Raw genomic sequence first — 25,242 nt, 5'->3', positions numbered from 1 at the left:
CTTATCATAAATATATTCATCAAACTAAATTATCTAATTTATTGGATTGTGTGTTTTTTTCTGTAAATTGGATGAGTGAAAAAGTAAAAAATTTCATAAAAAATAGGTATATTTAAAGGTGTTTATCTTTATTCCCTTGTACGATGCCTAAAAACCTAAGTCTTTTAAAGGATAAATTATTTGAGAATATTTTCAATAATGCTATGGGTGGCATAGCAATATTGAATATCAATGGTCAATGGATAAAGGTTAATAAAAGTGTTACTGCTTTTTTAGGGTATTCTGAAGACGAACTGTACAGCATGTCGTTTAAAGATATTACCCACAAAGATGATTTAGATGTTAACTTAAGTTGTATGAAATCACTACTTAAAGGTGATGCAGATAACTATCAAATGGAAAAGCGTTATTTTCATAAGAATGGAAGTATAGTTTGGGCTAAATTATCTGCTTCCATAGTTAGAAACCCTGAAGGTGAACCGTTGTACATTATTTCTCAAATTGATGATATTTCAAAACATAAAAAAGATAAAAATCATTTAGAGTTTATGTTGGGCGTAGCCAAAGAGCAAAATAGCAGATTGTCTAGTTTTGCAGAAATTATCACCCACAATTTACGAACCCATGCTTCAAATTTAATGACTTTAGTTGCATTTCTAGAAGAGGAATCGCATGAACTAACTGAGGATGAGAATTTTGATCTTTTAAAAGGTTCTGTAATTAATTTGAGCCAAACAGTTTCACATTTAACAGAAGTAGCTAAAATAAAGGCAATTGATGAAAGTAATATTGAGGTACTTAATTTGTATGATTATGTGAATCAATGTATATATAATGTAAGTGCATTGGCGAAAAACATTCATTGTACTATTGAGAATGAGGTTAGTGAAAATCATAATGTTAAAGCTATTCCAGCGTATTTGGATAGTATTATTTTAAATTTTTTAACAAATGCCGTTAAATACCGTTCTGATAAAAGAGATCCCGTTATTAAGCTGTCCAGTGAAATTCAAGATGAATATGCGGTGTTCCACATAGAGGATAATGGCCTAGGGATAGATTTAGATAAATTTGGTGATAAGTTGTTTCAAATGTATAAAACCTTCCACCGAAATAAAGATGCTTTAGGTGTTGGTCTCTTTATTACTAAAAATCATGTTGAGTCATTGGGAGGGCATATAAAAGTAAAAAGCGAAGTTAATGTTGGAACGACATTTTCAATTTTTTTAAAAGCAGGTTAGTAGAAAATTAAAAATTAGCTGTTTCAATTTCTTAAATAAAAAGACCTCATAGATTTTAAAATCTATGAGGTCTTTTTATAATATACTAAAAATCTAAGCTCTTAAAGGCTGATTTAAAATTAAATCTAAATACTGATTTACTTTTGTTTTCAAATCTTTTCTTAGTGTAATAAAATCTAAAAAGCCGTGTTCCAATAAAAACTCCGAGGTTTGAAAACCATCGGGTAAATCTTTACCAGTTGTGTCTTTTACTACACGTGGTCCTGCAAACCCAATTAAAGCGCCTGGTTCTGCAATATTAATATCGCCTAACATAGCAAACGATGCTGTGGTACCACCAGTTGTTGGGTCGGTACATAATGATATATATGGTATGCCAGCATCTGCAAGTTGTGCTAATTTTACCGAGGTTTTTGCGAGTTGCATAAGCGATAGTGCAGCTTCCATCATGCGGGCACCACCAGACTTAGAAATTACCATAAGTGGTACATTGTGTTTTAATGAATAATCTGCTGCTCGTGCAATTTTTTCACCAACAACACTTCCCATAGAGCCACCAATAAATGCGAAATCCATACAAGCTACAACTAAGTCTTTTCCTTTAGATTTACCAACACCAACGCGAATAGCATCTTTTAATTTGGTTTTTTCTTGTGCAGACTTTAAACGGTCTGGATATTTTTTGGTATCTATAAACTTTAACGGGTCTTTAGATTCTAAATTAGGATCTAACTCTTTAAATTTATTATCATCAAAAAGAATTTCGAAATATTCTTTACTTCCTATTCTAACGTGGTAACCATCTTCAGGACTTACATAAAAGTTTTTTTCAAGCTCTTCTGTATCGACAATTTTTCCTGTTGGAGATTTGTACCAAAGGCCTCTAGGGGTGTCTTTTTTTTCCTCTGTAGTAGTAGTTATTCCTTTTGTTTTTCTTTTAAACCAAGACATAGTGATTTACGATTTTAGATTTACGATTTTAGATTTAAAAACCTTGTACATCGGTGTTTTCGTTAAGGATTGCTGCAATATCTTTTTTTAATAAACACGATTAGGTGTAAAATTAAAATGGTTAAAGCAAAAAGCCTGACTACAAAATTAAGGCTTTATTTTAATTTAGGAGTATAGCCATTCTTTTTTTTATTAATTGAATTTTTTTTATACATGTTTTAAGTGTTTTTATGGACTAAAGCATGTATGTAAATGAAAAAATCCTGCGTGAAGCAGGATTTTTTATATCTAATAAACCTATTTTATAGAGTGTTCACATTGTTAAGGTCTTCAAAGGCCTTTTTTAAACGCTCTACAAAAGTAACTTCACCCGCACGTAACCAAACACGTGGGTCGTAGTGTTTTTTGTTTGGAGAATCGTCACCATCAGGGCTTCCTATTTGTCCTTTTAAGTAATCTTTTTTACTACCCATATAATCACGGATACCACTCATAAATGCATATTGTAAATCGGTATCGATATTCATTTTGATGACACCGTAGCTAATACCTTCGCGAATTTCTTCAACGGTTGAACCTGAACCACCATGGAATACAAAATCGATGTGGTTATGGCCTACTCCGTATTTTTTAGAGATATAGTCTTGAGAATTTTTTAAGATTTTTGGTGTTAATTTTACGTTTCCAGGTTTGTAAACACCGTGTACGTTTCCAAAAGCTGCAGCAATAGTAAATTGATCACTTACTTTACTTAATTCTTCGTATGCATAAGCAACTTCTTCTGGTTGTGTGTATAATTTAGAATCATCTACATCGCTATTATCTACACCATCTTCTTCACCGCCTGTAATACCAAGTTCAATTTCTAAAGTCATGCCCATTTTGCTCATACGCTCTAAATAGGTTTTACATATTTCTATGTTTTCTTCAATTGGTTCTTCCGAAAGATCAATCATATGTGAACTAAAAAGTGATTTTCCTGTTTCGGCAAAATGCTTTTCACTAGCATCTAATAAACCATCTATCCAAGGTAACAGTTTTTTTGCACAGTGGTCTGTATGCAAAATTACAGGAACACCATATGCTTCGGCAAGTGTATGTACGTGTTTTGCTCCAGCAATTGCTCCAGCGATTGCGGCTTTTTGACCGTCGTTATTTAAACCTTTTCCAGCATTAAATTGTGCGCCACCGTTTGAAAATTGAATAATTACAGGCGCATTTAGTGCTGCTGCAGTTTCTAATACACCGTTAATGGTGTCCGAACCAATTACATTAACGGCTGGTAAAGCAAATCCTTTTTCTTTAGCAAGTTTAAAAATGGCTTGTACTTCTTTTCCTGTAGCAACGCCTGGTTTTATGTTATGTCCCATAATTATTTGAAATTTTATTTTAGTTTGTAAGTTTCAAAAGTAATCAATTTTTAAAACATTTTTAGTGTTTTTATGATTTGAAACCAGTAAATAAGCACTAAAACGTTATAGTTTACGAGGGATGTTTTAATGTTAAAAGGGATAGTTAATACCAATGTTATACACGGCATTAGAAAAATTATAGTCGTTAAACCAACGGTTTTGTTCTTGGTATGAGGGGTCGTAGGTTTTGAAGCCTAAATCAAAACGGAATATGAAAAAGCTAAAATCATAACGTAACCCAAAACCTGAACCAACAGCGATATCTTTTAAAGAGCTGAGGTTTGAAAATGTGGCGTTTTCATCTTTAACATCGTCCAGTACGTTCCAAATGTTACCGGCATCCACAAAAACAGCACCATTTAAATTTCCAAAAATATTAAAGCGCTGTTCAACGCTTAAGGCTAACTTAAGGTTGGCCTCGTTAAACTCGTTGCTGGATTCTGAACTTCCAGGACCCAAGCGGTAGGCGGTCCAAGCACGATTATCGTTGGCGCCTCCAGCAAAAAAACTTTTAGAAAAAGGAATGTTACTGGAGTTTCCGTAAGGTATGGCAATGCCAAAATAACTTCTTGCAGCTAGTATGTTTTTTTTGCCCAAACTCCAATGTTTAACATAATCGAATTCTGTTTTTACAAACTGTGAATACGCCACATTAAAAAATTCATAACGGTTATTGTTGTTTTTTTTGAGACCTACAAGGTTAGATACACTAGAAAGCAGGTTTCCTGCCAGCTCTACTTTAAAACGGAAAATGGAGAAATCGTCGTCAAATAAATTGGTGCGTTCATCGTTTGTTAAACTGAAACTTGAAGATATTATTAAGTTGTTTTCTGTTAAACGTTGTTTGCGCTCATTAATACCAGAAACGGACTTAAATCCAGAATCATTGGGGTTTAAAGAGGTGTTATTAGTTAATACATCATTTATAAAAATATCTGCTTGGTTTACAGGGTTTCCAGAATTTGGAATGTTTAAACTAGCATCATCATCAATATAATTAATGTCTCTAGCAATTTGATTGAGCACGCTAAATGAATTGTCGTAAATTCTAAAATAATTTTCAATATTTAAATTTCTAACATATTGAATATTAAAAACGTCGAGCCTATCGGTTACTTTGGCTGAAGGTTGCCAATTATAATTAAAAATACCGGAAAAGGTTTGCTTATCTAGCCCAATGTTGGTTTGACTGGTTGTTGCCAAACTTATTCTAGTACTTGGCGACATATATTTTGGAATAATTTTTTCAGTATTAAATGGAAAAAAGAATCGTGGAATGGTTAGTTTTAAATCGGCACCAATTTCATTAATGTCAAAAAACGGGTCGTTAATATTGTTTTTGTCTTTTGAAGCACCAATAGCGCCAATGGCCGATAATTCTAAAGTTTCGGCGCCTCTAAAAACATTTCTAATCATTAAACTTGGGTTTAATGAAAAACCTACTGTTTGTATGTTGCTTTGCGATACATCGGCACTAAAACCTAAACTGAATTTTTTTAACGGGGTTAGCCTAATGGTATCCGTTAAGGTGTGGTTTGCGTTTTCTATATACTCAATATTCGGGTATTTAAAAGTGCGTAATTCGTTAATGTGCCTGTAGGTCAATGTTCGGTCGCTGTCTTTGAAAATAGTATTTGGAGTAATAAAAACGGCATCGGTTAAAGCCTTGGCGCGATATTTTATCTTGTTGTAACCATAAATTTTGTAGTCTTTATAGATTATGGAATCTTGAAAAGCTTTATCTTTATTTTCAAAAGTATAATCGGTTATAATATTGACATCCTTAATTTTGTAAATGTTAAATGGCACACGTTTAACCGAATCTTGTGTTCTTATGGCCCTGTTTTGAATTTGAAGCTCAATATTCACTTTTTTGTTTGTGCCAATGGTGTCCATTTCAAAAGTAATATAATCTTGGTTGAAATAATAGACGCCAGAGTTGCGTAATTCGTTAGAAATACGTTCACGTTCCATTGAAAAGTTTGAAGATCTGTATTGCTGGTTGCGATTAATTACTGTATTCTTTTTTGTTTTTTGATAGATAGAATCAATAATGCTTGACTTTATTTTTTCTGAAATTGTATCTAAAACAAAGGGCGTGCCTGTTTCAACATGATATTCTACATCGGCACGTTTATTTTCTTTTTTGTTAATTCTGTAAGTTGTTTCAACATCAAACCATCCATTATTTATGTAGTAAGCTTCCAGCCTTTTTGTAGATTTTGTGACCTTTTCTTCGCTAACAATTGCCGGAGCTTCCCCTGTTTTACGTAGCCAATTATTAAACCCTATTGAAGATTCTTTTAATTTATCTAACTGTTTTTTAGATAAGCGCTTTGTTAAACGTTCTCTACGGTTTGGACTTTTATCTAACCAAGCTTCAAATAAAGAATCTCTGTTATTGCGTGCTAAATTATATATATGTAAACGCAAGGGGGTGCCAATAACGGGTATTTTGCTATTGGGTTCTTGGTACAACAAATTATTTATTAATTCGGTTTTGTCTTTTTTACCGTTTATAAAAACGGTGTTACTGGTAAGTAAATGTTCATTTTCGGCAACTCGTTTTACCGCATCACAAGATATTATGAGTGCTGTAAATACTATTAAAAGTGTTATTTTTGAAAATGGTTGTTTCATCTGCTATTTTCTATTTTTTTAAATGGTCAGATGCAATTCGTAATATTGCAATTCGTATTTTTTTGTGAAGTATTTTATAACTCATTTCAAATGAAATAAAAATTAATTCAGGTTAAGGGTGTTTATATACTATTTGTTTAGAAAAATAAAGACCTTTGCGGACTCAAAAATACATTATTTTCAGTGAAAATAATATTTAAATAATTTGTGTTTGAAACAATGGTGTTTTCATTTCTTTATAAAAAATCATATTAATTAATATAACGTCATGCTCTCTAAAAACCAGATAAAACTAATAACGAGTTTAAAACAAAAAAAACACAGACAGCAACACGGTTTTTTTGTTGTTGAAGGTGTTAAAACAATAAAGGAACTGTTACAATCTCAATTAGAACTTCATGCGTTATATACGACAGAAACATTCAATAGTGATGCCAATCCCAATAACTATCGGGATGAAGTTTTAATTTCTGAAACCGATTTAAAGCGTATTAGCTTTTTAACAACACCTAATACGGCACTGGCAATTTTTAAAATACCAACATCAAAACCTATAGATGCAAACGGACTGATGGTTGCGCTTGATGCTGTTAGAGACCCAGGAAATTTAGGAACGATTATTAGACTTTGTGACTGGTTTGGGGTGAAAAATTTGGTTTGTAGTAACGAAACGGTAGATTGTTTTAACCCTAAAGTTGTTCAAGCCACTATGGGCTCTATTGCAAGAGTAACTATTAATTATGTTGATTTGGTTATATTTCTAAAAACTACCAATTTACCGGTTTACGGTGCTTTTATGGAAGGTGAAAATGTTTACACAAAACAATTACCAGAAAAGGGTGTTTTGGTTATGGGGAATGAAGCCAATGGGGTGTCAAAAGAAGTAGAAGCTATTATTACAGATAAAATATCCATCCCAAGATTTGGCGATTTACAAGCTACCGAAAGTTTAAATGTAGCTACCGCCACAGCTATTTTGTTAAGTGAGTTTAAAAGGAGAATTAACAATTAACAATTAACAATTAACAATTAATATTTCTAACAACTAACAACCTAAAACCTATTGAAACGTAAAATTAACAAAAACACCTCTGGTTTTCATGCTGTTTATGTTGCTTGTCCAAGGGCTATTTGGGTCTTCATCATGAACAAGTTCGTCGTTAATTCCAAAAATCCCTCGAATAGAAGGTGTGAATTTAAAATTGTATAAGTAAAAATCGATACCAAAACCAAGTTCGTAAAATAGATTGTTTGAGGTAGTCCTAAACTGCCCGTTACTGTTATCGTTAGGGTTTGTTTCATTGCTTGATAAGTTTAAAGCTGTAGAAAAACCACCTACAATAAAGGGTTTGAAGTTGTTAATACGTTTGGTGGAAACTTTCAATAATAACGGTATATGTATGTATGTAGATTTAACTTCTCGTATTAAATCGGAATCTGTAAATGTTGTACCCTGAAAATAACTTTGGCTGTAATAAAGTTCGCGAGTGGTAATTAATAAACCGGGTTCTAAACGTAAATCCAGAAACTCGTTAATGCGTAAATTCCCTATTAAACCAACACTAAAACCAGGACTTCGTTTTACATAAATGTCACGTAAATCTTCATTGTAATCAAAGTTAAAATCGTAATTGTTAATACCTAAAAAGTAACCCCAACGCAATAAGTTGTTATCGGTAGAGCCTCTTCCTTGGTTAGCATCATAGGTTACTTTTTCTTTTCTAAATAATTGCGCATTAGATGTTTCAAAAATAAATACAATCGATATTAATGCAAAAAAGTACTTCATAGTTTTATTTTGACGATTTATAAATGGTCGCAACACCAAAAGTTTGCGGAAAATCTTCAACATTAATAAACCCAATTTTACGTAAAATATTGTTTAGAGCTTCACCATAAGGAAAAACAGATGCCGATTCGCATAAGTATTTGTAAGCACTTCTATCTTTAGAAAATAATTTTCCAATTAATGGTAAAATGTTTTTGGTGTAAAATTTATAACCTTGTAAGTAAGGAAACTTAGTAGGCATGGAGGTTTCTAAAATAACAAATGTACCATTGGGTTTTAGCACTCTGTAAATTTCTTTTAGCCCATTTTCCAAAGTTTCAAAGTTACGTACACCAAAGGCTACGGTAATAGCATCAAAACTATTGTCGTCAAAAGGCATGTTTTCACTATCACCTAAAACCATCTCGATTTTAGATTCCAATGCCTTCTTCTTTATTTTTGCTTTACCAATTTCAAGCATGCCGCTACTTATGTCCAGACCAATAATTTTAGTAGCATTGGTTTCGGCTAAATTTATTGCTAAATCGCCTGTTCCAGTGGCAATATCTAAAATGGTGTTTGGGTTACTTTCCTTAACCAGTTTAACTACTTTTTTTCGCCATTTAATATCTATTCCAAACGAAATAACGCGGTTTAACCCATCGTAATCTCCAGAAATGGTATCAAACATTTTAGTTACCTGTTCTTTTTTTCCTAAATCGCTGTTCTTGTATGGCTTAATTTTCGACAATGCTCTGTTTTTTTTTGGCAAACCTACATAATTTATTTCTACTTTAAAATATCAATTAAAACCTAAATGCAGTATTGCAAGAATAATTTTAGCTTTTTTAAATCATTTAATTTTTACAACTGGCACGATTTATTGGTTACATAAAGCTATTTTAATGTACAAATTGTAAATTATAGTATATTGCAGTACTTTTCAATGGTGTTTTAAAAAATAAATATAGATGAAGCATCCATAACTAAATTTTGATACACATTGAAATTATTATATGGCTGTACCATGTGACCATTGAAAAAACAATAGAAGTAAACACATGAAAATAATTATTGCTGGAGCTGGTGAAGTAGGATTTCATTTGGCTAAATTATTATCTTACGAATCTCAAGAAATTACTTTAATAGACCCAAACAAAGTAAGTTTAGCTTACGCAGATACCCATTTAGATATTAGAGTTATTAGGGGCGATGCCACGTCTATTTCTATTTTAAAGGAAGCGCGTGTTAATACTTGCGATTTATTTATAGCCGTAACATCTAGCGAAACTACTAACATTACAGTATGTGTGTTAGCAAAGCAATTGGGTGCTAAAAAAACCATTGCCAGAATTTCTAATACCGAGTTTATACACCACAAAGAAGAGGTGGGATTTACGAAGTTTGGTATTGATGAGTTGATTTCTCCTGAAGCCTTAGCGGCATCTGAGATTGAACTATCTTTAAAACAATCTTCATTTAACGAAAATTACGAGTTTGAAAATGGAGCACTTACCATGGCAGGCTTAACACTGTCTAGGTCGGCGTCGTTTGTTGGCAAAACCGTAAAAGAAGCTGCTCAAATTTTTCCTGAATTACATTTTGTACCTATTGCTATTCAACGTTTTGGTACGCAATATACTATCATTCCTCGTGGGGATACTAAGTTTAAACGGGGTGATAATGTGGTGTTTATAACCTCGGAGGGTGGTGCTGATGAGCTTTGCAGACTTACCGGGAAAACAAATAGAGCCTTAAAAAACGTGATGATTTTAGGCGGAAGTCAAATTGGTTTTAAAACCGCTAGAGATTTAAGCGAAAAGGGCTTTAATGTAAAACTTTTAGAAGGGAATAGAGATAGAGCATTCGAAATTGCAGAAGTACTAACAAAGGTATTGGTTATTAATAGTGACGGGCGCAATGTAGACTTGTTGGAAGAAGAAAATATTGCTGAAATGGATGCTTTTATTGCTGTTGGTGCAAATTCTGAGACTAACATCATGTCTTGTTTAGTGGCTAAATCTAAAGGCATTAAAAAAACCATTGCATTGGTTGAAAATATGGATTATTTTGAACTGTCGCACTCCATAGGTATCGATACATTGGTAAATAAAAAGTTATTAGCAGCTAATAATATTTTTAGATATATACGCCGAGGTGAAGTTGTTGCCATGACGAAGCTTAATAATTTAAATGCAGAGTTATTGGAGTTTGAGGTAAAAGGCACATCGGCAGTTTGTAATAAAACTATTAAAGCTATCGATTTTCCTAGATCTGCAATTATTGGGGGCGTTATTAGAAACGATGTTGGTATGATTGCTCTTGGTAATTTCAAAATTCAAGAAGGTGATAAGGTTGTAGTATGCTGTTTACTTCAATCTATAAAAAGGGTAGAGAAATTATTTCTTTAAAATGGATGAATATTCACAAATACACGAATATTTTTTATGATTTTCAAACTAAAAAAAACGTTTTATTATTTTAAGGTAATTTAATAAGGTTTTATTCTAAATAGCAATAGTGGCAAATAAAAAACATATCATTGAAACTCAACTATAAAATCATTTTTCACTTTTTAGGCTTACTGCTATTGTTTAATGGGGGTTTTATGCTGTTATCAGCGCTTGTAAGTTATTTTTATAATGATGGTGTAGCTCTACAAATATTTTTTGCTGGTATTTTTACCATTATAATTGGTATAGTGGCTATGCTTCTTACTACTAACCATAAAAAAGAAATGAATAAGCGCGAAGGCTACATTGTAGTAACCTTTGGTTGGATTATCATGTCTTTGTCTGGTACATTACCGTATGTGTTAACAGGTAGTGTCCCAAATTTCACCAATGCTTTTTTTGAAACCATGTCTGGTTATACCACTACAGGAGCTTCAATTTTAAACGATATTGAAATTATACCAAAAGGCGTATTATTTTGGCGCAGTACCACACACTGGATAGGGGGTATGGGTATTATTGTACTTGCTATTGCTATTTTACCATTACTGGGAATAGGTGGGATGCAGCTTTTTGCAGCCGAAGCACCAGGTCCTAGCGGCGATAAATTGCACCCTAGAATTACAGATACAGCCAAACGATTATGGCTTATTTATTTCGGCTACACTGCAGCCGAAACACTGTTGCTTAAATTGGCAGGTATGTCTTTTTTCGATGCGATAAACCACTCTATGGCAACCTTGTCCACAGGCGGGTTTTCAACAAAAAATGCTAGTGTTGCCTATTGGAATGATCAGCCTATTATTCAATACATCATTATATTGTTTATGTTTTTGGCAGGTTCAAACTTTGTGTTAAGTTATTTTGCATTTAAAGGCAAAGTTCAAAAAATAATAAAGGACGAAGAGTTTAAACTCTACTTTAAGTTTGTGGTTGTTTTTACCATTATAGCGGCACTTGTTATTTATTTTCAGGCAGATGTATCAAAATCGTCCATAAATCACTCCATGGTTTGGGGCAAAAGTGAAAGTGTTTTTAGACACGCCTTATTTCAAGTATTAACCGTTATTACTACAACCGGTTTTATAAGCGCCGATTATACCTTATGGACACCCTTTTTGGTGGTTTTCTTTTTCGGACTCATGTTTCTTGGTGGTTCTGCAGGTAGTACCTCGGGTGGCGTCAAAGTAGTACGCCATTTAATACTTATAAAAAACGGCTTTTTAGAGTTTAAACGCACACTTCACCCTAATGCAATTGTACCTGTAAGGTATAACAATAAAGCCATAAATAGGTTTATTGTGTTTAACGTGTTGGCGTTTTTTATCTTGTATATGCTATCGTTTATTATAGGCGCTTTGGTGTTTTCTATGTTTCATATAGATTTTGAATCTGCCATAGGGTTATCTGCTTCCAGTTTGGGCAATATTGGTCCTGCATTGGGTAGTTTCGGACCTGTAAACAACTATGCCGCATTGCCACCGTTGGCGCAATGGTGGTCGTCGTTTTTAATGCTTATTGGTCGTTTGGAACTTTTTACTGTGCTTATTTTATTTACGCCATTCTTTTGGCGGAATAGATAGTTTTTGTTATTTCTGTGCAGGCAGGAATCTCATTATTTTTTTGAGTTTTGTATTAATTGGGCGTTCCCTTTATTCTGAAACAAGTTTAGAAACTGTGTCGCTCTGGAGCACAGTTGAAATGTTGCTGGTTTTGGTTCACTGAGCTCCAACGGACAGTGAACAGTGTTTTTTTTGATAGGCTTTTATACACCAAACCCCTCACCTTATTAAAATTCTATAATAATCTATAAAAATTGTGTAACAGCCAACCCTTACTGCTATTCTACCTTTGTGTCAAAGAGTAAAGTGCTCTTATAACCATTTAATTAAAGAGCTATGAACAAGGGTGTAAAATCAATTTTAGTAATAGTAGGTATTGTGTTGCTAGGTTATGGTATTTATACCATGATAATTCCAGAAACACAAATTAGTATTGGAGATTTAGACCTTGTTGAAGCACAAGACAACACCAATGCGTATATAACTATAGGTTTGGGACTTGTGGCGCTTCTTATTGGTTTTGTAGGCGGTAAAAAGGTTTAACAATAGAATTTGAATTATGAACGTAACTGAAATAAAAGGAAACTGGAACGAGTTAAAAGGAAAATTAAAACAAAAATACGCTTCATTAACAGATGATGATTTGCTTTTAGTAGAAGGGAAACAAGACGAGTTAATAGGTAGATTGCAAGAAAAACTAGGAAAAACTAAGGATGAAATATATGATATTATTTCTGATTTGTAGAAAATATACTGTCTAGAATAGTTACAAACTATGGTTGTTTGGTTGGTTAGTGAAATCGTACTTTGTAATCTCTAGACAGTTTTTTAATATTTATAATACATATATGAGCACAAAAGAACACATCAATCACAGTGCATTAAGTTTATTGTCTCTTATTGCTGTGGTTTTTATTTTATATGTGTTAAAGCCTTTTATAGTGCCTATCCTTTTCGCTATTATACTTAGCGTTATGATATTTCCTATTCAAAGGTTTATTGAAAAAAAATGGAGATGCCATAGGTTATTTGCAACTCTCGTTTCTATGCTAACTTTGTTTTTTTTAACGGCATTACTCTTTTTTTTAATTAGCTCGCGGTTAATCTATTTTATGGATAATAGCGAGTTGTATTCGCAAAAATTAGGAGAATTGTTCCACAAATCTGTTAACAGATTAGAGCACACATTTAATATTGGAAACAATAGGTTTTTTTCACAAAGTGAATTTAAAGCCGAAAACATTATTAAAGATAATCTAGATAAAATAGGTGTTATTTTAACGGAGTCTAGCAGTTTTCTAGGCGATTTGGTTTTAATACCCATTTACATATTTTTCTTCCTGTATTACCGTTCTTTTTTTAGGACATTTTTATATAAAGTATTCAGGTCAAAATCAAAATCGTTCATAAATAGCATTTTGAAAAAGATTTATGCCATTCAACAAAATTATTTACTGGGCTTAATTAAGGTCATTATAATTGTTGGTTGTTTAAATAGTTTGGGCTTGTTGCTTTTGGGCATAGGTAATCCGTTTTTCTTTGGGTTTTTAGCGGCGCTTTTACTGTTAATTCCTTATATAGGAGTTATTATTGGCTCGTTATTACCGGCAATACTTGCTTTGGCAACTAAAGATTCTGCGTGGTATGCTGTTGGCGTTATTGCTGTTTTTGGGTTTATTCAATTTTTGGAAGGTAATTTTATAACGCCTAAAATTACTGGTTCTAAAGTAAGTGTTAATGCCTTTGTTGTTATTACATCATTGGTATTGTTTTCCATGCTTTGGGGCATAACAGGTATGGTTTTAGCACTACCCATTACGGCCACCTTAAAAATATTATTCGATAATACGCCCGGATATGAGGCTTATGGATTTCTTATAGGAGAACCTATAGATAAGCATCTTCAAAGTAAAGCAAGGATTCGTTTAAAAAAATGGAAACGCATAAGGAAAGCTAAATAAGTATAGTCTAAAATTAATTAAGGTTAAAACAAAATGCTTTCTTAACTTTACAATAATTAAAAATCCTTATGAAATTATTTATAAAGTTCGACTTTAATACCATTTGCAAAAAAGTTTTAGAAACAAAACTTGGTGAACTCAATATAAAGTACAGAATTCTTGCTTTTGGAGAAGTTGAGTTGTTGGAAAAAGTACCTTCGGAAACCTATGAAACTTTAAATACTGCCCTGAACGATTATGGCATTGAAATAGTAGAAAACCAAAAAAGTATTTTAGTTCAGAAAATTAAAGACGCTATTGTAGATATGGTTTTTAATGAAGAGGATCCCATAAACGTAAAAAGCTCGGTGTATTTATCGGAGAAATTAGGGCATAGTTACGGGTATCTTTCCAATTTGTTTTCAGAGGTTACTTATACTTCCATTGAAAATTTTATCATCATTCAAAAAATAGAATATACCAAACAATTGTTATTGACTACCGATTTAAGTTTAACCGAAATAGCCTTCAAACTTAATTATTCCAGTGTGGCACATTTAAGCACGCAATTTAAAAATAACACGGGTATAACACCTTCTGCTTTTCAGCGTATTATTTCAAAAAGAAGAACTATTGCCCAACAAAAAAACTAACTTGTATTTATAAAAATCCCTATGCCAAACGACTATATACATATTATCCTTGCTGACGATGATGAAGATGACAGACTGTTTTTTAGTGATGCTTTTGATGAACTAAATATGAACACCAAAGTAAATATCTTTAACGATGGTGTAGAACTTATGGACTACTTAAACAGTGAAGCATCTATTTTACCAAATGTGCTTTTTTTAGATTTAAATATGCCAAAAAAATCCGGAATAGAGTGTTTAAACGAAATTAAGGCAAACAGTAACATGGCAGATATTGCTATTGCCATTTACTCAACATCAGCATCCGAAGAAGATATTGAAGAAACCTTTGTATTAGGTGCCAATATTTATATTAAAAAACCAAGCAGTTTCAAGCAACTTAAAAAAGTACTATCAGAAGTCGTTTCTATGAATTGGCAATACCATACCAATGGTTTAAACAAAGATAATTTTTTAATGAGGCTGTAATGATTAAACAAGTGTTTTCAAGATCGGCTTTATTTTTAAGAATCGTGTTTTTGGTTAGCGTGTTTCTTATTCTTGTAATAGGCGGTTTTACATATCGGCATATTTCTAATTTAACAAACTCTACCAAACAGGTTGTTAGCACTTATAAGGTTAATGTTGAGTTAGAACAGGTTATTTCATACTTAAAAGATGCCGAAAATGGACACAGAAATTATATTTTAACTAAAGATACGTCTCACTTAGAGCCCTATTTATCAGCTAGAGAAAAGGTTAATGAGTCTTTTGCCGAATTAAAAGAAATAGCAAGCCATAGTGAGGCTCAAGAAGGAAATTTAAAAACATTAAGTAAATATATTGATGCTCTGTTTAAAAATTTCACACAAACCAACGCTTTTGTTGAAAACGGGCTCACATTAACAGAGGAATTTAAATCTAACTTTTTTGAAGAAAAGATTATCATGGATTCTATCAGGCAGAAAATCAATGAGATGATTGCCCTTGAAAACAAGTTACTTAAAGAGCGCCAAAAACAGTATCAAAGCAATTTGCAATTTACGCCATTATTCTTGTATTTATTATTGTTGTTCACCTTGGTACTAATCATAATTTCATATAATAGGATAAGCAACGATTTTAAAAACATCAAGTTGTTTAATAATCAATTGTCCATATTTAAAGAAGCCACTATTCAATTAGAGACCATTGGGAAGCACGGTAATTGGGTATGGCATTTAGATACAAATACTTTTGTTTTTTCAGATAATTTATATCAGGTTTTAGGTGAAAAACCGGGAGGGTTTAATCCAACTTTAGAAAATCTTATAGCTTTTGTTCATCCAGACGATAAACAAAAGTTTGCTACCGAAATGGATAAAATGATGAAGGTAGAAGATTTACCTTTTATTTATTTCAGAATTATTAAAAGGGATGGTACGGTAAGGTATATAAAAGGCTATGGTAAACTGCTAGTGAATGGTGATGGAGATAAACGAATTATTGGCAATATTACTGATATTTCAGATGAAATTGAAAACTATTTACAACTTGAAGAACGTAATTTAGAACTCGAGAAAAACAATGCAGAACTTTCAGAGTTCAATTACGTAGCCAGTCATGACCTTCAAGAGCCTTTGCGGAAAATACAAACCTTTATATCTAGACTAGAAGAAAAAGAAGCAAAAAACTTTTCAAGTTCTGGACTTCAATACCTAGAACGCATCAATGTGTCTGCCACCAGAATGCGCTTGTTAATAGATGATTTATTACAGTTTTCTAGAACCAATAAACCGGATAAAGAATTTGTTTTAACCAATTTGAACGAACTGCTAGAAAATGCAAAACAAGATGTAGCAGAAACCATTACAGACAAGGAAGCTTTAATTAGAAATGATGAGCTGCCAATTCTGTCTGTAATACCGTTTCAAATACACCAATTGTTTTTAAACTTATTAAGCAATTCGTTAAAGTATAGTAAAAAGGATGTTGCTCCCATTATTAAAATAGCATATTCAAAAATTAACTCTAAAGACGATGAAAATTTGATGAAAGTACCCAAAAGAAATTATCATAAAATTCTCTTTTCAGATAATGGTATTGGTTTCGAACAGCAATATGCAGATCAAATATTCGAATTATTCAATAGGCTTCACAACAAACAAGAGTATTCAGGAACGGGTGTAGGGCTTTCAATTTGTAAGAAGATTGTAGATAACCACGATGGGTTTATTATGGCGCATGGCGAACCTCAATTAGGTGCTACTTTCACCATTTATCTTCCTGAATAAGTAATTTAATAATTCAAAATAGTTTCACCAAAAAAAAAGCTCTAAAGTTAAACACTTTGGGGCTTTTTTATGCTAAAAACATGGCTTTGTTGGGCATGTGTTGAAATTCTATAACAAACACTAAAAATGCTGTAACGAAAAACCCCTGTCTGGGTTGCATCTTTGTAATGTAGAAAAGAACAGCAAGTGATAATTAAAAAAACCATAAAAAAGTATTTAGTGCTCTCACTAATTATAACAGTATGTGTCAGCTTTACTTTTTGCGATTTTAAAAAAGAAGAAAGCCAAAATAAACTATACAATAATGAAGCTGTATACGTTAGAGTAAAAACCAATATAGAGGAAGCAAAAGTACTCTCAGACATATCAATGTTAAACGAAACTATAATTGCTTTAAGTAGTTTATCACTAGAAAAAAGCAGTGTGTATGGTATAAAAACTATTTCAAATAAGTTGAAAAAAGATAACATGGAAATTAGAAGGAGCTTAAATGAATTAGCTGAAAAAAAATTAATACTGCTACCAATAAGGTTGGATGAAAAAGAAATTAATGAGTTGTCTAAAATTGATGATACTAGTTTTTCTAAAGTGTATTTAAATAAGGTTAAAGAGTTATTGGAAAGTGAAATAACAGAATTAGAATATCTATCTACCATAACAAACGATTTGGATTTTAGGGTGTTAACAGTTAAAGCATTAGTGAAGTTGAATTATAATTTATATCAAACACATAAAACACTTAAATAGAATTACTAACAATTTAAAAATTAAATATTATGAGAAGTTTATTATATCTAGTAGCGGTAGTACTTGTAATAGGTTGGGCTTTAGGGTTCTTTGTTTACAGTGCTGGAGGATTAATCCATATTTTATTAGTAATTGCTATAATAGCCATATTACTAAGATTAATTGGAGGTAAAGGCGTGTAGTTTATATACAAACTTAAAATAACAAAATACCATCATATGGTTGATGGCAAATTATAAATCAAAAAAAAAATTAAAAATTATGAAAAAAACTGTATTAAGCGTATTAGCAGGAATTGCTACAGGAGCCGTATTAGGAATATTGTTTGCACCAGATAAAGGATCAAAAACAAGAAAAAAAATTAAAGACAAATCTGTAAAAGCTAAAGAAAGTTTAAAAGAAGAGTTTGATAATTTTTTAGATACCGTTTCAAAAAAATATGAATCGGCAGTGGATAAAGGGGAAGAAATTCTAGAAAAAGGAAAAAAGGAAGTAAAGGATACAGTAAATTCTAAGCTGTAAATTTTAAAACTTATAATAAAATGAATAGCACCACAAACATGGCAAAAAGTATAGATATGCTTTATGAAAAGGCTAAAAAGTACACAGAAACAAGTGCAGAATTATTTGCCTTAAATACGGTTGATAAAACAGCCGATGTGCTTTCGTCTTTAACTTCTATAGTGCTTATTGTTATAGTTGTTACCATGTTTACATTGTTTGTTAATGTAGGTCTAAGCTTATTTATAGGCAACCTGTTAGACGAATACTATTTAGGGTTTTTTATAGTGTCTGGGTTTTATCTGGTATTGGCTTTAGTGCTTTATAAGTTTAAAGACAAAATCATTAAAATGCCTGTAGCCAACTTAATAATCGCAAAATTATTGAAATCTAAAAATTCAGATTTTAACATTCCAAACATCCTTAAAGAAGCCGATGATGAAGAAGCCTAAAAATCAAATAGAATTGTTAAATGATGCTATAGTGCTTCTTGAAAAAAGAAGAAAGAAGGAATATGAAGAATTAAAACTTCAATTTTATGAAACTTCTGAAAATTTTAGACCTATAAATATATTCAACCAAGCTGTAAAAGATTTTAGAGAGGTGCCAGAAGTAAAAACAAATCTTTTTGAAACCATACTAAGTATTACAGGAGGTTATTTTTCAAAAAAGATAATAGTTGGTAAATCAAATTCTTTAGTAAAGAAAATTTTAGGGTATGTTTTACAGTATGCTGTAACCAATTTTATTTCGAAAAAAGTAAGTACAGATACAAATAAAGAAGAATAAGTTAAAAAAATAAAAAAAATGAAAACATTAAAAATAACATTAGGAATAGTTGCTGCATCGGTCATGCTAGTAGCATGCACCGATAGCCAAAAAGAAATGGCTCAAGAAAAAATAGATAGTTATGAAGCTTATATAGATTCTGTAAGTCAGGTAGCTGCTGATAAAGCTGCTGAAAACTGGGAAGCTATTGAAGCTAACTATCAAGAAATGAAGGCTGAAACTAATAATGCAATCGCATCTGTTAAAGAAAGTGCCGATTTGCAAATGGAAATAGACGAATCTACTTTAAAATACGAAACCTTTAAAGCAGAAGTGATTGCCGAACATGAAAGAAAGGAAGCAGAAAATTCTAAAAAGATGATGCGCCAGTCGTTGTTAGGAAGCCATTATACAGGTGATGACATGAAATTCGAATGGATTAATAAAGATAACATTCTAGATGTTTACCAAAATTTTGTTGATACCGTTGATAAAAATAAAGATTCGTATTCTCGTGAAGACTGGGATGAAATCAAATTGATTTATGAAGCTATCGATACCAGAAAAAATACGGTTGAAAACGAAGGCTTATCAAGTGCCGATAATAGAAAAATTGCTGCTTTAAAATTAAAGTTTTCAGCTATGTATACCTTTAATAGAATGGGCGCCAAATCGGATGAAAACGCCGAAGCAAAAAAATAATCATTAGTGTATAAATAACTTAAAAAATTAAAAAAATGAAAACATATTTAATAACAGGTATTCTAGTATTAGTAGCAAGTGTATCAATGAATGCACAAGATATTTCGAAAAACGCATTAGGGTTACGATTAGGTGATAGTGATGGTTTCGGGACCGAAATATCCTATCAAGCACGTTTAGCTCCAGACCGTAGGTTAGAATTAGACTTAGGTTGGAGAGATGGTAAAAATTATGATGGTTTTAAGCTGGCAGCGTTGCACCAATGGGTTTGGAATATAGATGGCGGTTTTAATTGGTACGCTGGTGTTGGTGGCGGTATAGGCTCATATAGTTTTAACAATAATAACGGTAATGATTATAACGATACGTTTGCATTTGCAGCAGGTGATATTGGGATAGAATACAATTTTGATATTCCTTTATTGATTTCGTTAGACTTTAGACCAGAAATAGGTTTTGGTGACGAAGTTTATGATAACAACGACTTAGATTTTGATATTGCCTTGGGTATTAGGTATCAGTTTTAAATCTAAATTATAAAAATAAAAATTATGGAAATTACAAAAGCAAATAAAGAAATAGTAAATATATTACAAGAATTGCTTCAGAAAAATTATGATGCTGAAGCAGGTTACAAACAAATAATGCAAATAGCCGATGATGAAATTTTAAAGGATTGGCTGAAAGTTAAAGCAAAACAAAGAAGTCAGTTTGCAAATGAATTAGATGGCTTAATAAGAAACTTAAATGGAACACCTGTAACAGATGGTTCGCTTTTAGGATCGGCGCACAGAGCATGGATTGATGTAAAAACCACGTTAAGCTCTAATACAGATGAAGCTATTTTAGAAGAATGTATTAGAGGTGAAGAAGCCAGTGTAAACGAGTATGAAAAGCAACTTGAGAAAGTCAGTAATTATTCTGATGTTAATAATATAATATACAATCAATTAGTCAGTGTCAAAACAGCTTTGGGTACTGTAAAAAGACTTGAAGATATTGCTAAGTAATATCAGTTAAAAAAGCATTGTTAACTTTAAAAAGAAAAAGATGAAAAAGTTAGCATATACATTCTTATTATTAGTCGCAGCAGGAACTATTTTTGCCAGCTGTAGAGAGAGAAAAAAACAGCAGGGGAAAAAATTGAAGATGGTGTTGAAGAAGTAGGGGATGGCATTGAAGATTCAGTAGATGATGTTGCCGATGAAGTTGAAGACGCTGTAAACTAATAATATATTAAGTACAGCAAAAAAAAAAAGACTGCTTTTTCGGCAGTCTTTTTTTTATATGTTATGAAGCTAAGTTTTTTTAACTCACAGCTTCTTTAATACGTTTAATAGCCTCAATAATTTGTTCTTGTGAAGCAGCGTATGAAATTCTAATGCAATCAGGGTTTCCAAAACTTTCACCATCAACAGTGGCAACTAAAGCTTCTGCTAATAAAAACATAGAAAAATCGGAAGCATTGTTTATTGTTGTTCCGCGTAGCGTTTTTCCAAAGAAATAAGAAATGTTCGGGAACACATAAAAAGCACCTTCAGGAACGTTTGTTTTAAAACCTTCAATTTCGTTTAATAAGCTTAAAATTAAATCACGACGCACTTTAAACTCGTCAATCATATATTGAACACGACTAGGCGATTCGTTAAGCGCTGTAATAGTAGCACGTTGTGCAATACAGTTAGCGCCACTTGTAATTTGCCCTTGCATTTTGTTGCATGCACGAGCAATTTTTTCAGGAGCACCAATGTATCCAATACGCCATCCCGTCATTGCAAACGCTTTCGATACGCCATTTACAGTAATCGTGCGGTCGTACATATCTTCAAACTGAGCCATACTAGCATGACCACCAACATAGTTGATGTGTTCGTAAATTTCATCAGAAACGACATAAACATTTGGGTATTTTACCAATACATCTGCCAACCCTCTTAGCTCTTCTTTACTATAAATTGAACCACTTGGGTTACAAGGCGAACTAAACCAAATCATTTTTGTTTTTGGTGTAATAGCAGCTTCTAACTGTGCGGGTGTCATTTTAAAATCGGTAGCTATAGTTGTAGGGATCTCAACAGGAATACCATCGTTTAATTTTACTAAATCGGCATAACTAACCCAGTAAGGGCAAGGCATAATAACTTCATCACCTTTGTTGGTCATAACCGCAGCAATGTTGGCCAACGATTGTTTTGCACCTGTAGAAACTACAATTTGGTTTGGTGTATAAGTTAAGCCGTTGTCACGTTTAAATTTAGTGATGATGGCTTGTTTTAAATCGCCATATCCATCAACTGGTGAGTACGAATTGTAATTGTCGTTAATTGCTTGAATTGCGGCATCTTTAATAAAGTCGGGTGTGTTAAAATCTGGTTCGCCCAAACTTAACCCAATAATGTCTTTGCCTTCTTCTTTTAACTCTCTTGCTTTTGCAGCCATAGCTAAGGTAGCAGACTGAGCCATGTTTAAAATTCTATCGGATAGTAATTGCATTTAAAAAAATAATAATTGTTAGACGTGTAAAGCTGGTTTCATTCCCATTTCTTTTAAATGTTTGAAATGGGCAATAATAGCTTTACGGGTAGTTTTATATTCGTTGTAAGGTAAGTTGAATTCTTTAGCGGTTTCCTTAACTATTTTTGAAATTTTAGTATAATGAACATGGCTAATGTGTGGGAAAATATGGTGTTCCACTTGGTGGTTTAATCCACCGGTAAACCAATTTACTATTCTGTTTTTTGTGCTGAAATTTATGGTTGTTTTAAGTTGATGAACTGCCCATGTGTTTTTCATAGTGCCATCTTTTTCAGGTAAAGGCATTTCAGCATCTTCCATAACGTGTGCTAATTGAAACACTACGCTTAAAATTAAACCTGCGGTGTAATGCATCAGAAAAAATCCTATTAAAATTTTCCACCAAGCGATATCTAAAATCAACATTGGTAGTACAATCCAAATGGCAATATAAATAACTTTAGAAATTACCAACTTGCTCCAATTCCATATAGGATTTGGGTATTTTCCATAAGATAATTTACGTTTCATGTAGCGGCTCATTTGCTGAAAATCGGTAGTAATTGCCCAATTAATAGTTAATAACCCGTAAAGTAAAACCGAATAATATTGTTGGAATTTATGGTACCATTTCCATTCAGAATGTTCAGTAAAACGTAAAATACGTCCTGCTTCTAAGTCTTCATCATGCCCATGAATATTAGTATAGGTATGATGCAATACATTATGTTGTACCTGCCAATTGTATACATTTCCTGCAAGAATATAGATGCTACTTCCCATTAATCGGTTAATCCATTCTTTGTTGGAAAACGACCCATGGTTGCCATCGTGCATCACGTTCATACCAACACCAGCCATACCTATGCCCATTACTACGGTTAATAAAAGTTGTGCCCAACCAGGAATAGAAGCCACCGATAAAATCAAGAAGTAAGGGGTTAAAAATAAGGAAAACATAACAATTGTTTTTGCCCATAATTTCCAGTTCCCTGTTCTTTTTATGTGGTTATCTTTAAAGTAATCATTAACGCGTTTGTTAAGCGTTCTAAAGAACTTTGCAGAGTCTGTTCTTGAAAATGAAAGGGTTTGTTTTGTCATGCTATTAATTTAATGTGCTGTAAATAATTAGTTGGCTATATTAAATACGGTGCAAAGATAGGTATAAACCAACTTAAGTAATAACGTTTTTTTGTAAAAATATGCACTTAAAAAGTATATTTTTGTTGAAAATTTAACATGAATGGATCTGATATTAAAATACTTTACAAATCTTACGGACGACCAAATAAGTAAATTCAAACAATTAGAAGCGCTTTATCAAGACTGGAATTTGAAAATAAACGTGGTATCTCGTAAGGATATTGACGAACTTTATTTGCGCCACGTTTTACATTCATTAGGTATTGCTAAAGTAATTGAATTTAAAGATGGTAGCAAGATTTTAGATGTTGGTACAGGTGGTGGGTTTCCTGGTATTCCTTTGGCTATTTTGTTTCCAAACTGTTCATTTCATTTGGTTGATAGCATTGCTAAAAAGTTAAAAGTGGTTGATGAGGTTGTTGATGGTTTAGGTTTAACCAATGTAAAAACAACCCATAGTCGCGTAGAAGACATAAACGATACTTACGACTTTATTGTAAGTCGAGCCGTAGCCATTATGCCAACTTTTACCCATTGGGTTAAAGGCAAAATAGCTAAAGAACAGAAACATGAACTTAAAAATGGAATTCTATATTTAAAAGGAGGTGATTTAACAGAGGAATTACAAGATTATAAAACAGCTACTATTTACAATTTAAGCGATTATTACACTGAAGATTTTTACGAAACTAAAAAAGTAGTGCATTTGCCTTTAAAGTACAGGGGGTGATAGTTAAAGTTTTGAGAGTTCGTTGAAATTTTCGTTAAAAAAGTAATATTGGTTTTGAAACCAATAGGTGTTTTTAAATGGCTCAATGGTTTCAGGATTTGTTTTAGGAGAAATAATGGCTTTTGCTTTTTGAAAATATAGTTTAGCATTGTTCAAATCGTTCATTTTATAGTAAATCAATGCCAAACCAAGAAGCGCATCAAAATCTAAAGAGTCAAATCGAAGTGCTGTGGTATAATCTAAAATAGCTTCATTGTATTTTCCTAAAAGTAAAAAAGAGGAGCCTCTGTAAAAATAGGCATAGCTATTATTTTCATTGAGTTTTAAAGCAATTGAAAGATCTAGGTTTGCTTTTTCATAATAATTGATGTCTAAATAAAAAACGCCTCGGTTGTAGTATGAGTCGGAGTTATTTGGATCAGCTAAAATAGCTAGCGAATAATCATTTAGAGCTAAAGGGTATTTTTCTAAAGCTACATAGGCGGCAGCTCTTAAAAAGTAGGTTTTTGGTTGGGTAGGTACCGCTTTTATTACTGATGTAAAATCTTTTATGGCGTCTTCATAATTGCCTAAATCATATTTTACACAGGCTAAACTGTAAAGGGCGTCAATAAAGTTGGGGTCAAGTTTAACGGCATTTTGGTAATCATCTAGTGCGCCAGTAAAATTTTTCAAGCTATAACGGGAATTTCCTCTATTATAGTAAGTGTCGGCATCGGGTTGCAAAACAATTATTTTAGAATAATCTACAATAGCCCCTGAATAGTCTCCTAGATCGTTTTTAGCAATGCCCCTGTAAAAATAGGCATCCAGATTTTTTGGCTCAAGCTCTATGACTTTAGTGTAAAGCTCTATTTTTTCATTCAAATCCGTAGCCTTAGTCGCTTTCCTGAAAAGTTTATTGGCTTGTCCATAAATTTGGTTCTGGCAAATTATAAGGATTATGATGATAACAGTTCTTTTCATTTTAATTGTGTAATAGATTTGAGTATTAAAGGTTAAATTTAGTAATATTTTTTACATTTTTAAATTAAAGTATCATCTAGAACTCCTTCCATGTGATATTGAATACTGCTTTTTCAAATGTATATTTAAAATGAAGGTGAAGTTATATGTTTTGTGTAAAAGTGTCCTTTTTGTGAATAAAAAGTTGTATTTCATCGAATTTATATTAAATTTGTGTTAAATGTTTTGTGAAAAATACAGTTTTTTAATAATAAATCACATCCCATTTGCATTGCTATTGTTAATTTACTTTCGTAAAT

General features: G+C 32.3%; 27 protein-coding genes. 19 read left to right on the top strand and 8 right to left on the bottom strand.

All coding sequences use genetic code 11. The features are described 5' to 3' along the window. Window positions 1-143: 143 nt before the first annotated feature. Entirely contained in the window at window positions 144-1,241 is a 1,098-nt protein-coding gene (locus tag VP395_RS03975; protein WP_346240412.1) for a sensor histidine kinase, read from the top strand. A gap of 93 nt (window positions 1,242-1,334) precedes the next feature. Here VP395_RS03975 and accD read toward each other — a convergent pair whose 3' ends face one another. From accD to tamL, 3 genes are all read right to left on the bottom strand, one after another. Next, complete coding sequence (accD, locus tag VP395_RS03970) at window positions 1,335-2,192, bottom strand: acetyl-CoA carboxylase, carboxyltransferase subunit beta (protein ID WP_346240411.1); 858 nt, start codon at window positions 2,190-2,192, stop codon at window positions 1,335-1,337. Between the two features lie 302 nt (window positions 2,193-2,494). After that, the gene (gene fbaA / locus VP395_RS03965) at window positions 2,495-3,562 is read right to left on the bottom strand and encodes a class II fructose-bisphosphate aldolase (protein WP_346240410.1); all 1,068 of its coding nucleotides are present in this window, start codon (window positions 3,560-3,562) and stop codon (window positions 2,495-2,497) included. Window positions 3,563-3,694: 132 nt separating this feature from the next. Beyond that, complete coding sequence (tamL, locus tag VP395_RS03960) at window positions 3,695-6,244, bottom strand: translocation and assembly module lipoprotein TamL (protein ID WP_346240409.1); 2,550 nt, start codon at window positions 6,242-6,244, stop codon at window positions 3,695-3,697. Between the two features lie 268 nt (window positions 6,245-6,512). On the opposite strand from tamL, the gene VP395_RS03955 reads away from it, so the two are divergent. Then, window positions 6,513-7,256 (top strand): TrmH family RNA methyltransferase, encoded by a 744-nt coding sequence (locus VP395_RS03955; RefSeq protein WP_346240408.1) that lies wholly within the window; start codon window positions 6,513-6,515, stop codon window positions 7,254-7,256. Between the two features lie 48 nt (window positions 7,257-7,304). Here VP395_RS03955 and porT read toward each other — a convergent pair whose 3' ends face one another. Then, complete coding sequence (gene porT, locus VP395_RS03950) at window positions 7,305-8,033, bottom strand: type IX secretion/gliding motility protein PorT/SprT (protein WP_346240407.1); 729 nt, start codon at window positions 8,031-8,033, stop codon at window positions 7,305-7,307. Window positions 8,034-8,037: 4 nt separating this feature from the next. Further along, the gene (ubiE, locus tag VP395_RS03945) at window positions 8,038-8,763 is read right to left on the bottom strand and encodes a bifunctional demethylmenaquinone methyltransferase/2-methoxy-6-polyprenyl-1,4-benzoquinol methylase UbiE (RefSeq protein ID WP_346240406.1); all 726 of its coding nucleotides are present in this window, start codon (window positions 8,761-8,763) and stop codon (window positions 8,038-8,040) included. A gap of 310 nt (window positions 8,764-9,073) precedes the next feature. Here ubiE and trkA point away from each other — a divergent pair, with 310 nt between their 5' ends. The 16 genes from trkA (at window position 9,074) to VP395_RS03865 (ending at window position 20,600) form a co-directional block, all read left to right on the top strand. After that, window positions 9,074-10,423: a Trk system potassium transporter TrkA gene (gene trkA, locus VP395_RS03940; protein WP_346240405.1), complete on the top strand. Its 1,350-nt coding sequence runs from the start codon at window positions 9,074-9,076 to the stop codon at window positions 10,421-10,423. A 131-nt stretch (window positions 10,424-10,554) separates the two neighbouring features. Next, window positions 10,555-12,048: a TrkH family potassium uptake protein gene (locus VP395_RS03935; RefSeq protein WP_346240404.1), complete on the top strand. Its 1,494-nt coding sequence runs from the start codon at window positions 10,555-10,557 to the stop codon at window positions 12,046-12,048. A 315-nt stretch (window positions 12,049-12,363) separates the two neighbouring features. Beyond that, complete coding sequence (locus VP395_RS03930; protein ID WP_346240403.1) at window positions 12,364-12,570, top strand: hypothetical protein; 207 nt, start codon at window positions 12,364-12,366, stop codon at window positions 12,568-12,570. 16 nt (window positions 12,571-12,586) lie between these two features. Beyond that, window positions 12,587-12,772, top strand: coding sequence for a CsbD family protein (locus VP395_RS03925; protein WP_346240402.1), 186 nt, complete (start codon window positions 12,587-12,589; stop codon window positions 12,770-12,772). Between the two features lie 103 nt (window positions 12,773-12,875). Beyond that, window positions 12,876-13,988 carry an AI-2E family transporter gene (locus VP395_RS03920; RefSeq protein WP_346240401.1) on the top strand — a complete coding sequence of 371 codons (1,113 nt, stop codon included), beginning with the start codon at window positions 12,876-12,878 and terminating at the stop codon, window positions 13,986-13,988. A gap of 68 nt (window positions 13,989-14,056) precedes the next feature. Continuing rightward, window positions 14,057-14,620, top strand: a complete 564-nt coding sequence (locus VP395_RS03915; RefSeq protein WP_346240400.1) for a helix-turn-helix domain-containing protein — start codon at window positions 14,057-14,059, stop codon at window positions 14,618-14,620. A gap of 21 nt (window positions 14,621-14,641) precedes the next feature. Further along, window positions 14,642-15,088 (top strand): response regulator, encoded by a 447-nt coding sequence (locus VP395_RS03910; RefSeq protein WP_346240399.1) that lies wholly within the window; start codon window positions 14,642-14,644, stop codon window positions 15,086-15,088. Then, window positions 15,088-16,872 (top strand): CHASE3 domain-containing protein, encoded by a 1,785-nt coding sequence (locus VP395_RS03905; protein ID WP_346240398.1) that lies wholly within the window; start codon window positions 15,088-15,090, stop codon window positions 16,870-16,872. Before VP395_RS03910 ends, VP395_RS03905 begins: the two co-directional genes overlap by 1 nt. A 219-nt stretch (window positions 16,873-17,091) precedes the next feature. After that, window positions 17,092-17,619 (top strand): DUF4142 domain-containing protein, encoded by a 528-nt coding sequence (locus VP395_RS03900; protein ID WP_346240397.1) that lies wholly within the window; start codon window positions 17,092-17,094, stop codon window positions 17,617-17,619. Window positions 17,620-17,648: 29 nt separating this feature from the next. After that, window positions 17,649-17,801 (top strand): lmo0937 family membrane protein, encoded by a 153-nt coding sequence (locus VP395_RS03895; RefSeq protein ID WP_346240396.1) that lies wholly within the window; start codon window positions 17,649-17,651, stop codon window positions 17,799-17,801. Window positions 17,802-17,880: 79 nt separating this feature from the next. Then, window positions 17,881-18,141, top strand: coding sequence for a YtxH domain-containing protein (locus tag VP395_RS03890; protein ID WP_346240395.1), 261 nt, complete (start codon window positions 17,881-17,883; stop codon window positions 18,139-18,141). Window positions 18,142-18,161: 20 nt separating this feature from the next. Beyond that, window positions 18,162-18,572: a hypothetical protein gene (locus VP395_RS03885; protein WP_346240394.1), complete on the top strand. Its 411-nt coding sequence runs from the start codon at window positions 18,162-18,164 to the stop codon at window positions 18,570-18,572. Further along, a complete protein-coding gene (locus VP395_RS03880) occupies window positions 18,556-18,909 on the top strand; it encodes a hypothetical protein (protein WP_346240393.1) in 354 nt (117 codons plus the stop codon). Before VP395_RS03885 ends, VP395_RS03880 begins: the two co-directional genes overlap by 17 nt. Before the next feature lie 18 nt (window positions 18,910-18,927). Continuing rightward, window positions 18,928-19,590: a hypothetical protein gene (locus VP395_RS03875; protein ID WP_346240392.1), complete on the top strand. Its 663-nt coding sequence runs from the start codon at window positions 18,928-18,930 to the stop codon at window positions 19,588-19,590. 35 nt (window positions 19,591-19,625) lie between these two features. Then, the gene (locus VP395_RS03870; RefSeq protein WP_346240391.1) at window positions 19,626-20,117 is read left to right on the top strand and encodes a hypothetical protein; all 492 of its coding nucleotides are present in this window, start codon (window positions 19,626-19,628) and stop codon (window positions 20,115-20,117) included. 24 nt (window positions 20,118-20,141) lie between these two features. Then, entirely contained in the window at window positions 20,142-20,600 is a 459-nt protein-coding gene (locus tag VP395_RS03865; protein ID WP_346240390.1) for a ferritin-like domain-containing protein, read from the top strand. 298 nt (window positions 20,601-20,898) lie between these two features. Here the strand turns inward: VP395_RS03865 and VP395_RS03860 are convergent, their stop codons facing one another. Together VP395_RS03860 and VP395_RS03855 are read right to left on the bottom strand one after the other, a co-directional pair. After that, complete coding sequence (locus tag VP395_RS03860; protein WP_346240389.1) at window positions 20,899-22,083, bottom strand: pyridoxal phosphate-dependent aminotransferase; 1,185 nt, start codon at window positions 22,081-22,083, stop codon at window positions 20,899-20,901. Window positions 22,084-22,101: 18 nt separating this feature from the next. Further along, entirely contained in the window at window positions 22,102-23,205 is a 1,104-nt protein-coding gene (locus VP395_RS03855; protein ID WP_346240388.1) for a fatty acid desaturase family protein, read from the bottom strand. Window positions 23,206-23,347: 142 nt separating this feature from the next. Between VP395_RS03855 and rsmG the strand changes: the two genes are divergently transcribed. Next, entirely contained in the window at window positions 23,348-23,977 is a 630-nt protein-coding gene (gene rsmG / locus VP395_RS03850; protein ID WP_346240387.1) for a 16S rRNA (guanine(527)-N(7))-methyltransferase RsmG, read from the top strand. A gap of 3 nt (window positions 23,978-23,980) precedes the next feature. Here rsmG and VP395_RS03845 read toward each other — a convergent pair whose 3' ends face one another. Then, window positions 23,981-24,943, bottom strand: a complete 963-nt coding sequence (locus tag VP395_RS03845) for a tetratricopeptide repeat protein (RefSeq protein WP_346240386.1) — start codon at window positions 24,941-24,943, stop codon at window positions 23,981-23,983. Window positions 24,944-25,242 lie beyond the last annotated feature (299 nt).

Source organism: Mariniflexile soesokkakense (assembly GCF_039650365.1).
In the GTDB taxonomy this organism is placed as follows: domain Bacteria; phylum Bacteroidota; class Bacteroidia; order Flavobacteriales; family Flavobacteriaceae; genus Mariniflexile; species Mariniflexile soesokkakense.
This window is presented reverse-complemented; position numbering and strand designations above follow the sequence as displayed.